At 64.8% G+C, this 12,631-nt stretch carries 11 protein-coding genes and 1 pseudogene; 4 read left to right on the forward strand and 8 right to left on the reverse strand.

What is annotated here, in order from left to right; genetic code table 11:
• Positions 1–16: 16 nt before the first annotated feature.
• Positions 17–1,432 (forward strand): FAD-linked oxidase C-terminal domain-containing protein, encoded by a 1,416-nt coding sequence (locus tag FJ954_RS07445; RefSeq protein WP_140660939.1) that lies wholly within the window; start codon positions 17–19, stop codon positions 1,430–1,432.
• Between the two features lie 46 nt (positions 1,433–1,478).
• Positions 1,479–1,748, forward strand: a pseudogene (locus FJ954_RS07450) (hypothetical protein); the annotation flags it as partial.
• Between the two features lie 30 nt (positions 1,749–1,778).
• Here FJ954_RS07450 and FJ954_RS07455 read toward each other — a convergent pair.
• The gene (locus tag FJ954_RS07455; RefSeq protein WP_140660940.1) at positions 1,779–2,765 is read right to left on the reverse strand and encodes a Dyp-type peroxidase; all 987 of its coding nucleotides are present in this window, start codon (positions 2,763–2,765) and stop codon (positions 1,779–1,781) included.
• A 130-nt stretch (positions 2,766–2,895) separates the two neighbouring features.
• Here FJ954_RS07455 and FJ954_RS07460 point away from each other — a divergent pair, with 130 nt between their 5' ends.
• Positions 2,896–6,924 carry an AsmA family protein gene (locus FJ954_RS07460; RefSeq protein WP_140660941.1) on the forward strand — a complete coding sequence of 1,343 codons (4,029 nt, stop codon included), beginning with the start codon at positions 2,896–2,898 and terminating at the stop codon, positions 6,922–6,924.
• Positions 6,925–6,933: 9 nt separating this feature from the next.
• On the opposite strand, the gene FJ954_RS07465 is transcribed toward FJ954_RS07460, so the two are convergent.
• From FJ954_RS07465 to FJ954_RS07475, 3 genes are all read right to left on the reverse strand, one after another.
• A complete protein-coding gene (locus tag FJ954_RS07465) occupies positions 6,934–7,851 on the reverse strand; it encodes a sigma-70 family RNA polymerase sigma factor (RefSeq protein WP_140660942.1) in 918 nt (305 codons plus the stop codon).
• A gap of 33 nt (positions 7,852–7,884) precedes the next feature.
• On the reverse strand, positions 7,885–8,190 hold the full coding sequence (locus FJ954_RS07470; RefSeq protein ID WP_140660943.1) for a hypothetical protein: 306 nt from the start codon (positions 8,188–8,190) through the stop codon (positions 7,885–7,887).
• A 105-nt stretch (positions 8,191–8,295) separates the two neighbouring features.
• Positions 8,296–8,724 (reverse strand): helix-turn-helix domain-containing protein, encoded by a 429-nt coding sequence (locus tag FJ954_RS07475; protein ID WP_181177772.1) that lies wholly within the window; start codon positions 8,722–8,724, stop codon positions 8,296–8,298.
• Positions 8,725–8,889: 165 nt separating this feature from the next.
• On the opposite strand from FJ954_RS07475, the gene FJ954_RS07480 reads away from it, so the two are divergent.
• A complete protein-coding gene (locus FJ954_RS07480; RefSeq protein ID WP_140660944.1) occupies positions 8,890–10,686 on the forward strand; it encodes a chloride channel protein in 1,797 nt (598 codons plus the stop codon).
• Between the two features lie 2 nt (positions 10,687–10,688).
• On the opposite strand, the gene FJ954_RS07485 is transcribed toward FJ954_RS07480, so the two are convergent.
• From FJ954_RS07485 to FJ954_RS07500, 4 genes are all read right to left on the reverse strand, one after another.
• Complete coding sequence (locus tag FJ954_RS07485) at positions 10,689–10,913, reverse strand: ribbon-helix-helix domain-containing protein (protein WP_015317259.1); 225 nt, start codon at positions 10,911–10,913, stop codon at positions 10,689–10,691.
• Positions 10,910–11,107 (reverse strand): DUF4169 family protein, encoded by a 198-nt coding sequence (locus tag FJ954_RS07490; RefSeq protein WP_015317260.1) that lies wholly within the window; start codon positions 11,105–11,107, stop codon positions 10,910–10,912. The genes FJ954_RS07485 and FJ954_RS07490 overlap by 4 nt, the downstream gene beginning before the upstream one ends.
• Before the next feature lie 11 nt (positions 11,108–11,118).
• Complete coding sequence (locus FJ954_RS07495) at positions 11,119–11,655, reverse strand: SspB family protein (protein ID WP_140615701.1); 537 nt, start codon at positions 11,653–11,655, stop codon at positions 11,119–11,121.
• A 146-nt stretch (positions 11,656–11,801) separates the two neighbouring features.
• A complete protein-coding gene (locus FJ954_RS07500; RefSeq protein ID WP_140660945.1) occupies positions 11,802–12,491 on the reverse strand; it encodes a TetR/AcrR family transcriptional regulator in 690 nt (229 codons plus the stop codon).
• Between the last annotated feature and the right edge of the window lie 140 nt (positions 12,492–12,631).

Below are 12,631 nucleotides of genomic sequence, written 5' to 3' on the forward strand. Positions count from 1 at the left end.
ATTCGCGGAGGAATTCATGGCTCTGAGCGACCTCAATCCGGTCGAACGCAACGAGGAAGGCATCGCGGCGGTGCTCGGCATCCTCAAGCAGCGGCTGGGCGAGCGCTTCCAGACCGGACAGGCCATCCGCTCGCAGCACGCGCATACGACCACCTATATTCCGACGCAGGCGCCCGACGGCGTCGCTTTCCCCGAGACGACGGCCGAGGTGCAGGAAATCGTGCGTGCCTGTGCCGCGCATCGCGTGCCGGTGATCGCGTTCGGTGTCGGCTCGTCGCTCGAAGGCCACACCAACGCGCCGGGTGGAGGCATTTCGCTCGATACGTCGCGGATGAACCGCATTCTTTCGGTCAATCCGCAGGATCTCGACTGCACGGTGGAGCCGGGCGTCACGCGCGAGGACCTGAACCGGCATCTGCGCGACACCGGCCTGTTCTTTCCGATCGATCCGGGCGCCAATGCCTCGCTCGGCGGCATGGCGGCGACGCGGGCGTCGGGCACCAACGCGGTCCGCTACGGGACGATGCGCGAGAACGTGCTGTCGCTGACCGCCGTCATGGCCGACGGCGAGATGGTGACGACCGGCAAGCGGGCGAAAAAGAGCTCGGCCGGTTATGATTTGACCCGGCTGCTGGTCGGCTCCGAGGGCACGCTGGGCATCATCACCGCGCTGACCCTAAAGCTGCAAGGCATTCCGCAGGCGATCTCGGGCGGCGTCTGCCCGTTCCCGAGCGTCGAAGCTGCCTGCAACGCCGTCATCGCGACGATCCAGATGGGCATTCCGGTGGCGCGCATCGAACTGGTCAACGCGCTGCAGATGCGGGCGATGAAGACCTATTCCAAGCTCGATTATCCCGAGAGCCCGTGCCTGTTCGTCGAGTTTCATGGCAGCGACGCCGGCGTTGCCGAACAGGCCGAGACCTTCGGGGCGATCGCGGAAGACAATGGCGGCGGGCCGTTCCTGTGGACCAGCGTTGCCGAGGAACGCACCAAATTGTGGAAGGCCAGGCACGACGCCTACTGGGCGTCGCTGACCTTGCGCCCGGGCGCCAAGGGCCTGTCGACCGATGTCTGTGTACCGATCTCGCGCTTTGCCGAATGCGTCATGGAAACCGAGGCCGACATTGCCGAGATGGGACTTATCGCGCCCATCGTCGGCCATGCCGGAGACGGCAATTTCCACGTGCTGGTGCTGATGGATGTCAACGATCCCAAGGAAATCGCGCTGTCGGAAAAATTCGTGGCACGGCTCAACATGCGGGCGATCGCCATGGAGGGTACCTGCACCGGCGAGCACGGCATCGGGCAAGGCAAGATAGGGTTCCTGCGCCACGAACTCGGCCATGGCGTCGACATCATGCGCACGATCAAGCAGGCGCTCGATCCGCAAAACATCATGAATCCGGGCAAGATCCTGCCTGACGCGGGCTAAGGGCATCGCGAACAGCGCGTCTTGACCGCGCCGCCATTCGGGCGAGGCGGTGCTGGCCATGGCGATGCGGCGGCTGAACGGCGAAGCCGAACGGCGCCGCCAACTGGCGGCCCGCATTTCGCTGGTCGACAATGCGCGCAAAGCGCTGGCCTTGAAGCAGAAAGCTCCGGACGGTCCCACGCACAATTCGCGCACCGCCCACAAGGGCATGCGGGCCGTGGCCAGCCAGAAGGTTCCAAACCTTGTTCGGCCGGCCGAACTCGGCCGCCAGCGCAAGGCGGCCAAGGTGGCGCAGGCGAAACGCGACGCACGCTAAGGGAGCGGTTAGGGCCCGCCAACCGCCGCTCTATCCTGCAGTGGGAAGCTGCTCCCGGGCGTCCTGCACAAGCGTCTGCAGCATGGGGCGGGTCGGGGCGAAGAAGGTCGTGCCGGTGTGCGGCGTGGAGACATCGAGCAGCCGGTCGTATGCACCCGGCGGGTCGCCGACATACATGCGCTGCAGCATTTTCTCGGTGACCCAAAGATATCTGCTGTAGCCGATGAAGTAGGTGCCGAATTCGTTCTGCCCGGGCCTGCCGAACGGCATGTTGTCGCGCAATATGTCGTGTTCGTTGCCGTCGGCATCGACCACGGTGGCAAGCGCCTTGTGCGATTTGCGCAGCGCGTCGTCATCGTCGATTTCGATGTTGTCGATCTTGGTGCGGCCGATGATCGCCTCCTGCTCGGGCGTGGGAATGCGAGCCCAGGCCTGCATGTCGTGCAGATATTTCTGGACCACGACATAGCTGCCGCCGGCGAAATCGGCATCCTCGTCACCGACCAGCGCCGAGGCGGGCAAATCGAGGCCGGCCGGGTTGGCGGTGCCGTCGACGAAGCCGAGCAGGTCGCGGGCGTCGAAATAGCGAAAGCCCATCACTTCATCGACGACGCTGACGCCGGGACCAAGCCTGTCGAGCAGGATACGCTCGAATTCGAAGCACATGTCGGGCCGCTCGGCGCGGATGTGAAAGAGCAGGTCGCCCGGTGTCGTTGGCGCCGAATGGACCGCGCCCTTGATCGGCGCGAACGGCTTCAGTTCCAGCGGCCGCCGGCCGGGGCTGAGCCGGTCCCAGAGATCGCGGCCGATGCCGGCGATGCAGGACAGGCGCCCGCCGAGATCGCGGAATCCGACAGTCTTGACCAGATCGTCGAGTTCGCCGAGCACGGAACAAACCCTGGCCAGAGCCGGCTGATCGCCGGCGACGGTGCCGACAAGGAAAATCGCCGACTGCGATAGCGGGGCATCGACACTCTGCGCATCGATCGGCACGCGATCCCAGTTCTTGCCCGACATCCGAGAATCTCCGCTTTTCCCGGATTTGTTTCAGATCGTCCGACATGACGCAACGGGACGAATTGCCTCTTTATCGACACGCGGATGCGGGTAGAGTGCGGCGGAATTGCAATCAACCTGTTCGGAGCTGATGCTCGCACGCCTGTTCGTGATCTTCGGTGGCCTGTTCGTGCTGGTGCTGCTTGCGGCGCTGGTGGTGCCGCATTTTATCGACTGGACCGGCTACCGCGCCGAGTTCGAGCGCGAGGCAAGCGCCATCCTCGGCCGCAAGGTAACCGTGCAGGGCGACGCCACGGCAAGGCTGCTGCCGTTTCCCTCGGTAACCTTTTCCAACGTCGCCGTCGCCGGTGGCCCCGACGGCCAGCCCGCCATGGCCGTCGAGACGTTTTCGATGGACGCGGAACTGGCACCCTTCCTGCGCGGCGAGGTGCTGATCTTCGACATGCGGCTGGTGCGGCCAAAGGCGACCATCGACATCGCCGCCGACGGAGCCGTCGATTGGGCCATGCGCCCGTCCTCGCCCTTCGACCCCGGCCAGGTCTCGATCGAGAAACTGACTGTGACGGAGGGGCAGATTGAACTGCGCCATGCCGCCGGCGGCCGCAGCCATATCTTTTCGGAGATCAACTCGACCATTTCGGCCAAGTCGCTGGCCGGTCCATGGCGCATGGACGGCACGTTGCGGCTGGACGGGTTGCGAACCACGGTCGCGGCATCGACCGGCAAGGCCGAACCCTCCGGGCAGATGCGGTTGCGGGTGAAGGCGGATCCCGACGCCTATCCGCTGGTCATCGAGACCGACGGCAATGCCGGCATCGTCAACGGTGCCGCCGTCTATTCCGGCCAGTTCAAGATTTCGGGCGCGGACAAGGATAGCGCGGGCAAGAATTCAGCCGAGTTGCGCGGCACGGACGGCGAGACGGTGAAAGTCAGCACCGGCAAGTCCGATCCGGGCTTCCGGCTTAACGGCAAGTTCTCGCTCGATCACCAGAAGCTTGGCGTCGACGAATTCCGTTTCGAGACCGGTCCGCTCGACAATCCCTACACCGCCGATGGCAAGGCCTCGGTCGATCTCGGCCAGAAACCGAGTTTCGCCATCGAGGCGAATGGCGCGCAGGTTCAGTTCGACGAGGCGGTGGGTGCCCAGGCGGGTACGGGCCTGACGCTGGATCAGCGCATCGCCGGGTTGGAGCAGGCGCTGCTCGATCTGCCGAAGCCGACCATTCCCGGCACGGTCGAGGTCAAGTTGCCGGCGGTGGTGGCTGGCGACACGACGGTGCGCGATGTTCATCTTTCGGCCGAGCCGGTCGGTGACGGCTGGTTGGTGAAATCGTTGGCCGCGACCTTGCCCGGCCGCACCAAGCTGGAAGCCGATGGCAAGGTCATGCTCAACGTACAGGGCCATTTCGGCTTTACCGGCTCGTTGCTGCTGGCCGTGGCGCAGCCCTCGGGTTTTGCCGCCTGGCTGTCGAAGGATGTCGACGAGGCGATCCGCCGTCTGCCTGCCGCCGGTTTCAAGGCCAAGGTCGATCTCTCGGAAAATCATCAATCCTTCAGCGATCTCGAACTGATCCTCGGCAAGGCGAAGTTTTCCGGCCGCATCGATTCCAGCCAGCCCGAAGACGCAAAGCCATCGGTGCTGATGCGGCTCGAGGGCGGCGATCTCGATGTCGATGGGCTGGCGGCCTTCGCCTCGATCTTCGTCAGTGACAAGGGTGCCAACCGTTTTGCCGACAGCGACCTCGATTTCCAGATCAAGGCCGGCCCTGTCAGCGCCGGCGGCTTGACCGCCGACACGGTCGATACCGCGCTCAGGCTGCGCGACGGGCTGCTCGAAATCGACCGGCTGTCTGTCGGCGGACTGGCCGGTTCTTCGATCAGCGCCACCGGCCGCATCAAGGATTTTCCTGCGAGCCCGACCGGCAAGCTCGACGCCTCGGTGGTGGCAGTCGACCTCAAACCGCTGATCGATGTCGCAGCACGGCACTATCCGGACAATGCCGTGCTGAAGGGGCTCGCAGACCGCGCCGCGGCCTATCCCGACTTGTTCCAGGACGCGCGCGTCGACCTCGTGGCCAGTGCCGCCGACAATGGCGACGGCACCACGGGCCTGGCGGTGAGCGGGCAAGGCAAGGCCGGCGGCTCGTCCTTTTCGGCGTCGCTGTCGGGAAAGGGCGCGGTGGACAGGCTTGCCGACGCGCCAGTGACACTGACTTTCAACGCCAGGAACCCGGACGCAACCGCCTTGCTCGCGCTCTACGGCCTGCCGGCGCTGCCGCTCGGCATGCTGGGTGAAGCAAGCACCGACATCCAGGCCAAGGGTACGCTTTCCGGCGGCCTGGCGACGAGCTTCAGCCTTGCCGGCAATGACTTCAAGGCCGGCTTCGAGGGGGTGGTCGCCGACACGCCGCAAGGCCCGACGGCCAAGGGCAAGATCAACCTCGACGCCTCCGACATCGAGCCGTGGCTGATGACGACGGGCATCGGCCTGCCCGGCATGGGCGCCGGCATGTCGACATCGCTGGCCGCGCAGGCCGATTACGGCAATGGCCTGCTGGTGCTCTCCGGGCTCAGCGGCGCCATCAACGAGGCGGCTGTGTCCGGCGACATCAACCTCGATGTCAAGCAGGGGGTCGACGGCAAGGACGGCGTGCCGCATCTGGCTGGGGCGCTGGCGCTCGACGAACTCGACCTCGATCCGATGGCGGTGGCGCTGTTTGGCGATTCCGCTTTTCTCGTGGACAAGAACGGGTCCGACAAGAGTGACAATGCCGACAAGAATAACAGGGCCGACAAGAATGACAGGGCCGACAAGAATGATAGGGCCGACAAGAATGACAAATCCGGCGCGTGGCCGTCGGCGCCGTTCAGCCAGAAGTCCAGCCTGCCGTTCACGGCCGATCTCGACCTGACCACGGCTTCGCTGACCGTCGGCCCGCTCGCCACCGCCTATGACGCGGCCCTCTCGCTCAAGCTCGACCCGGAAGGCATTCGGGTCACCGATCTCAAGGCCAAATTCCTCGGCGGGGCGCTCTCCGGCCTGTTCGAGCTGAAGAACAATGACGGCACGGGGCTTTTCACCGGTCAGATGAAATTGGCGGGTGCCGATCTGGCTGATGTCTTGCCGGATGCGGGCATCGGCGGCAGCGGCGATTTCTCGACGACGCTGTCGACCAGCGGCAAATCCGTCGACGCGATGATTGCCGCTCTATCGGGATCCGGCACGGCGACGCTGAAGGGCTTGCGGATCGCCGGCGTCAATCCTGACGCGTTCGGCGCATTCCTGGCCAAGGCGGATGCGATCGGACGCGATATCGACGCCGCCAAGACGGCTGGCTTCGCGCCTGACATCGCCGCCGACGGCAGCTTCGCCGCCGGGAATGCCGAGGTCGCCTTCACGATTGCCGGCGGCACGCTCAGGGCGCCGCCGATCAGTCTTGAAAACCCGGCGGCGACCTTGTCGGCCGACATCACGGCGGACCTCAACGCCAGCACGGTTTCCACCAAGGGCGCGATCACCTATCGGCCTGGCGACGAAGCGCTGGTCGGCTCCGAGCCGGCCGTGAATTTCACCGCCGAGGGGCGGTTCGGCGCCGTGAAACGGCAGTTCGACAGCGAGCCGCTGGCGCAATTCCTGACCCAGCGTGCGCTGGAAAAAGAACAGCAGCGCGTCGAGGCGATGCAGGCCGCGCTGCTGGAGAAACAGCGGCTGCGACGCGAAGTGCGCTATTACGCGGCCCTTCAGGATGCCCGCGACAAGGCCGCCGAGGAGCTGCGCCAACAAGAGGAAGCGGCGCGCCTGAAAGCCGAGGCCGACGCCAAGGCGAAAGCGGAGGCCGACGCTCAGGCCAAGGCCGAAGCGGATGCCAAGGCAAAGGCCGACGCGGAAGCAAAAGCCAAGGCGGATGCCGAGGCCAAGGCGGCGGCGGAACAGCAGGCAGCGGACGAGGCGGCCAAGGCGCAGGCCGAGCAGGAGCGCCAGAAGGCGGAGGAGGCGATGCGCATTGCCTCCCAGGAAAAAGCCAGGCTCGAAGCCGAGCGCAAGGCGGCGCAACAGGCACCCAAGGCCGAGCAGGTGCCCGCCAACGACAATCCGCCTCCAGCCAAGCCGAAAGCCAATCCATTCACGGTCGACAATCTGTTGAAGTCACTGCAGTAGGCAGCAGGGCTAGGCTTTCCGGTTGGTCACCCGCCGGGCAATCGTCTCAAGAACGAACGTTTCGGCGCCGTCGGCGACGTATCTGGCGTGGCGGAAATCGCGGATGGCGGCAAGCTTGCCGCCCTGCCAACCCAGCAGGATGAAGTATGCCGGCGCTGCCGTCGGGTCGTTGGGATCGCGCACGAGGATTGCCGGACGGTCCTCGACGAAACCGGACTGGAAATGCCAGTCCCGCACCCGGGAATAATTGCCGAAATAGGTGGCCACCTCCTTGCGGCCGTTGAGCCTTGCCCTGGCCACCAGTTCCAGCCGCACTTCGTCGGCCAGCATGTCTCGCACGGCGTCGAAGTCGCGGGCGTTGAAGCGATCGACATAGGCGTCGAGCAACAGGCGCTCCGACGCACTCAGCCTGGGAACAGGACGATCGTCCTGTTCGTCGGCGAGCTCACGCAGCCGGCCACGGCCACGATGCAGCGCTGCCTTGATCGCGGGGATGCTGGTGTCGAGCATGGTGCTGATTTCCCGCAGCGAATAGCCCAGCACATCCATCATGATGACGCTGCTTCGCTGCGCGACGGGAAGGCGCATGAAACTGTGCAATCCGGCTGCCGCGGCCTGCCGGTCGGCGATGGAATTTGCTGGGTCGGCGATCATGTCCGGCTCCTCCTCGGAGAAAGTCTTCTCACGGGCGCGGCGGCGCAAAAAGTCGAGCGCCGCATTGTGCGCGATGCGAAACAGCCAGCCTTCGGGATTGGCGATCGGGACGGCGCTGGCCAAGGCCTCGAATGCCTTGGCCAGCGCCTCCTGCACGACGTCCTCGCCATCGACGACCGAGCCTGTCATCCGGGCGCAGTAGCGATGCAGTTTGGGGCGCAATTCGCCGAACAAGCGGTCGAAAGGCTCTAGGATCTCGCCTGGATTGTTCATGCACCGGCCGTTCTTGACATGGTTCTATTCAGGCTACTCGTCCAGCATCCGATAATGGCCCACCACTGTCATCACGTCACGATGCGGAGGGTCGACGCAGCGATCCCTGATGCCACTCTGAAAAGCCTGGAAGGCGGCAAGCCCTGTGATGAGGTCGGCATGCCCGTCGGTTTCGGTCTCGACGAGATGGACGAAAGTGCCATTGCCGGAGCGCCAGGTCATGTAGCGAACGCCTTCCGGCGATTTGCCGCGCAGTTCCTCGAACACTGCCTTGACCAGGCGCTCGTTCTCGTCGGCCCGGTCCGGCTTCGTCTTGTAGCGTATCAAATGGCGTTTCATCGCATCGGCTCCCTTGGCTGTCGCGTGTCCAAGACGCCGCGGCCAGGCCAAAGGATTCGAATTCCGGAAAAATAGTTCGGTATCGGCCCGCACGGATGCTGGACGTCAGTCCTGGTTCCGGTCAAGCAGGCGCCGCAGCATGGGTTCGATGCGCGAGAGCTCGTCGAGATGCGCGGCCGACAGTTCGGCCAGGCAATCGTCGGCGCGTTCGGTCAGCCGCAGCAGGACGCGGCGGTGGTCGTCCTTGTCCTGGTCGCGTGCGACCAGTCCTGCCTCGCCGAGACGGTTGACCAGTTCGACGGCGCTGTGGTGACGGATGCGCAGGCGTTCCGCCAGGTCGCCGACCGTCACCGGCCCGCCGCCGGGATATCCTTTGATCGCCAGCAGCGCCTGGTGCTGGCGCGGGGTCAGGCCGGCGTCCTCGGCCTGCACCTGGCTGAATTCGAGGAAGCGGCGGATGAGGTAGCGGAACTCGGACAGCCGCTGGTAGTCGGATTGCCTGATGGCGGGGCGTGGTGTCTTGGGCTGCGTCATGTCGGAGATGTCTTCGTTTTCCGGTGAAAGCTCAAACGAAATTTCGAGCGAAAGCCGCTTGAACAGATATATCGTGTTACGATATATACCCCGCCGACAACCGGCTGGCCACTTCGACCGTGCCGCAGAACCCAGATACGGCCGCCGCCAGGAAGCAAAGCCACCATGAAGACCCATAACTCCAATCCCGATCACCTCCGGGATTTCACCACGGATGCCCGAGTGTTGCTCGTCGCCGCGATAGCGGTGGTGGTGGCGACCGCCGGGCTGTTTGCCGGCATCGCGCTTCTGAAGCTGATCCGGCTCGCCACCAACATCGCCTATTTCGGCCAGTTCTCGCTTGCCGAGCTGAAGCTGCAGGATACGCCGCTCGGGCTTGCCGCCGTCATCGTTCCGGTCATCGGCGCGCTGATCATCGGCCTGATGGCGCGCTACGGCAGCGAGAAGATCCGCGGCCACGGCATTCCCGAGGCCATCGAGGCGATCCTGCTTGGGCGCTCCAAGCTCGACGCCAAGGTGGCGATCCTGAAGCCGCTGTCGTCGGCGATCTCGATCGGCTCGGGCGGGCCGTTCGGCGCCGAGGGTCCGATCATCATGACCGGCGGCGCCATCGGCTCGTTGATCGCGCAGATGCTGCCGGTCTCGGACAACGAGCGCAAGACATTGCTGGTGGCGGGAGCGGCGGCCGGCATGACCACCGTGTTCGGCACGCCGATCGCAGCCATCATGCTGGCGGTCGAATTGCTGCTGTTCGAATGGACGCCACGCAGCTTCATCCCCGTCGCGGTGGCGGCCATCGTGGCCGAGGTGGAGCGCACCATGCTGCACATGCCGGGGCCGATCTTTCCGTTGGCGGGCAACATGGCTATCTCCTTCGTCGGCCTTGGCGGCTGGGTGCTGGTCGGCATCTGCGCCGGCCTGTTGTCCGGGCTGCTGACGCAGATGGTCTATGCCTGCGAGGACGGCTTCCAGAAGCTGCCGATCCACTGGATGTGGTGGCCGATGCTCGGCGGCCTGGTGGTCGGCATAGGCGGCTTGATCGACCCACGGGCGCTCGGCGTCGGCTATGACAACATCGCCGACATGCTGGGCGGCCGCACGATCGCCACCGCGGCGCTGCTGCTGCTGGTGGTCAAGGCCATCATTTGGTCGGTTGCGCTCGGCTCGGGGACTTCGGGCGGCGTGCTGGCGCCGCTGTTGATCATGGGGGGCGCGATGGGGGCGGTGCTTGCCGGCATCCTGCCGGCGGCGGACCCGGGCTTCTGGGCACTGCTGGCCATGGCCGCCACCATGGGCGGCACGATGCGCGCGCCGCTGACAGCCACGTTCTTCGCGGTCGAGCTTACCGGCAACACGCATGTGCTGGTGCCGCTGATCGCGGCTTGTGCCGCGGCGCACGCGGTCACCGTGCTGCTGATGAAGCGTTCGATCCTGACCGAGAAGATCGCCAGGCGGGGGCACCATCTGGTTCGCGAATATCGCGTCGACCCCTTCGCGCTGACCAGGGTGCGCGAGGTGATGACGGCGCAGGTCGAGAGCGTGCCGGCAACGATGACGCTGCATGGTGCGGCCGCCTTCCTGACCGCGCCGGAAACCCGGCATCCGAGTTTTCCCGTGGTCGATGAAAACAGGCAGGTGCTTGGCCTCATCGATCCGCCGGCGATCCTGCGCTGGCGCCGTGCCGGCAAGCACCGGACGACGACACTCGGCGAGCTGCTGGCTGGAAGCAAGGTGACGCTGGCCCATCCCGACGAATATCTGGAAGGCTTGTCGGACAAATTGCTGACCGCCAATGTCTCGCATCTGCCGGTCGTGGCGCGTGAGGATGGAAGGTTGGTCGGCTATGTCGGCTGGAAGGATCTGATGCGCGTGCGCTCGCGCAAGCAGGCCGAGGAACGTGAGCGCTCCACCTTGCTCGGCTTCGGACGCGGGAAAAAGGCGGACCCGGTCGAGCGTGCGTAAGTTCAGGCGCTCGTCGCGCGCTTCGCCCACTCCAGGACATGCAGCCTGAGCGCCGAGGACAGGTTGGTGTCACGGGGCCGGGTCTCGTCGATTTCGGCGACAAGGGCGGCGAGCGTCAGCTTCCTGGTCGCCGCGATGGCGACGAGATCGTCATAGAAGGGCTTTTCGAGGGAATAGCTAGTGCGATGGCCGCGAATGGTCACCGAGCGTTTTTCGACGGCGCTCATTGATCGTCAGGCAGGGTGGGCTTTTCGCGATGATGGCCCGCGACAAATCTTTCGCTCTTGTCGGCGATCAGGCGGTCGCGTTCCTTTTCGGCCTTGGTGCGACCGTGCAAGGCGCGATTCTGGCTGGCCGTTTGTGCCTTGTCGTCCCGCGCCTTCCGCTTGCGAGCCTGGCGGAGATTGACGATGTCGGCCACGGACCGCGAGCCTACTTCTTGCGGAAGGCGTCGAGCGAGACCACTTCGGCGCCCTTGGCGCCGGCATCCGCGGCGGTTGCCTTCTTCTCCGCTTCGGCGGCGGCCTTCTTCTCGGCCTTCGGCTTCTTCTCGGAGACGATGGTCAGCGGCTCGGGCACCGGTGCTGCCGGTTCCTCGTCGGGCTGCGCATCGGTCTTGACGTCGAATTCGAGCTCGAAATTGACCGACGGGTCGTAGAAGCCGCGCACGGCCGAGAACGGGATTTCCAGTTTCTCCGGCACGTCGGAGAAGGAGAGACCGACCTCGAAACCGGTGTCGGTCACCTTCAGGTCCCAATACTGGAACTGGATGACGATGGTCATCTGCTCGGGATAGCGCTCGCGCAGCCGCGATGAGACGCGCACGCCCGGCGCGCCGGTCAGGAAGGTGATGAAGAAATGATGGTTGCCGGGGAGGCCGGTGCGCGCGACCTCTGCCAGGACCTTGCGCATGACGCCGCGCAACGCCTCCTGGGCCAGAATGTCGTAGCGGATGTGGTCGTCGGCCATGAGGTGGTCGGGTTCCGTTGAATCGTCCGCATAGCTGTAATCAAGCTTGGGCGCGGCGTAAACCTGATATAGACCGCCGCCGCGCCGAAGCCAGGACTATTGCAAACGATTTGATCGGCAAGGCGGTTTGGCGGCAACGCCAAATGTTATGCGTTAGCCAGCGCAGCGTGTCTTTTGACGCTGGTCGGGGAAGGGCGCTTGCCGAAAGCGCGCAGGAAGGTGCGCACGCCGTTTGTCGCCGATTGCACCACCTCGTCCTCGCCCGGCGTGCCGCCAAGCATGAAGGTGGTCTGCAATTCGGCATTGACGAGGCCGAGGAACTGGCGCGCGGCGACGTCGGGATCGTCGATCGCGAGATAGCCGCCATAGGCGAGGCGGGCGAAGCGGGCGGCGATCGCCGGCCATGTCCTGCCGGGTCCCTGTTCGCGCCATTCGGCAAAGAGCTCGGGATAGCGCTCGCCCTCGGTCTGGATCAGCTTGCGCAGGAATTTTCCGTCGCGGTTGCAGATGCAGTTCTGATTCAGGCGCACGGCAAAACCGATCAGGTCGGCCTCGAGATCCCCAGGCTGATCGGGAAAGGTGGCGATGGTGGCGAAAATGCCGGCGTTGCAGCGCTCGGTCAGGTCGCGCACGACCGCGATGAACAGCTTTTCCTTGTCGCCATGGTGATTGTAGACCGTCTGGCGCGACACGCCGGCCTCAACCGCGATCAAGTCTATATTGGCGCCGGCGAAACCTTCGCGGCAGAACACGCCGGCAGCGGCGTCGACGATCGACAGGCGCTTGGCCTCGTGGCCGCGTGGCGGGAAAGTGTCAGGAGAAACGCCCGGTCTCATGAAAATCTATATAGAGGTGATTGACGATTTAGACAAGACTGTCTAAATTTGTGGACACGATATAGCGGGATTTCGCTCCGGAGACGAATAAATTTGCTCCAAGAGTAGGAAACCCACGGGATGGAACGTCCTAGGGTCAG

This window comes from Mesorhizobium sp. B2-3-15 (genome assembly GCF_006442875.1).
Lineage (GTDB): Bacteria > Pseudomonadota > Alphaproteobacteria > Rhizobiales > Rhizobiaceae > Mesorhizobium > Mesorhizobium australicum.

Coding starts and splice junctions, on each gene's coding strand:
- FJ954_RS07445 (WP_140660939.1), top strand. CDS start 17: ATGGCTCTGAGCGACCTCAATCCGGTCGAACGCAACGAGGAAGGCATC.
- FJ954_RS07455 (WP_140660940.1), bottom strand. CDS start 2,765: ATGTCGGGCAAGAACTGGGATCGCGTGCCGATCGATGCGCAGAGTGTC.
- FJ954_RS07460 (WP_140660941.1), top strand. CDS start 2,896: ATGCTCGCACGCCTGTTCGTGATCTTCGGTGGCCTGTTCGTGCTGGTG.
- FJ954_RS07465 (WP_140660942.1), bottom strand. CDS start 7,851: ATGAACAATCCAGGCGAGATCCTAGAGCCTTTCGACCGCTTGTTCGGC.
- FJ954_RS07470 (WP_140660943.1), bottom strand. CDS start 8,190: ATGAAACGCCATTTGATACGCTACAAGACGAAGCCGGACCGGGCCGAC.
- FJ954_RS07475 (WP_181177772.1), bottom strand. CDS start 8,724: ATGACGCAGCCCAAGACACCACGCCCCGCCATCAGGCAATCCGACTAC.
- FJ954_RS07480 (WP_140660944.1), top strand. CDS start 8,890: ATGAAGACCCATAACTCCAATCCCGATCACCTCCGGGATTTCACCACG.
- FJ954_RS07485 (WP_015317259.1), bottom strand. CDS start 10,913: ATGAGCGCCGTCGAAAAACGCTCGGTGACCATTCGCGGCCATCGCACT.
- FJ954_RS07495 (WP_140615701.1), bottom strand. CDS start 11,655: ATGGCCGACGACCACATCCGCTACGACATTCTGGCCCAGGAGGCGTTG.
- FJ954_RS07500 (WP_140660945.1), bottom strand. CDS start 12,491: ATGAGACCGGGCGTTTCTCCTGACACTTTCCCGCCACGCGGCCACGAG.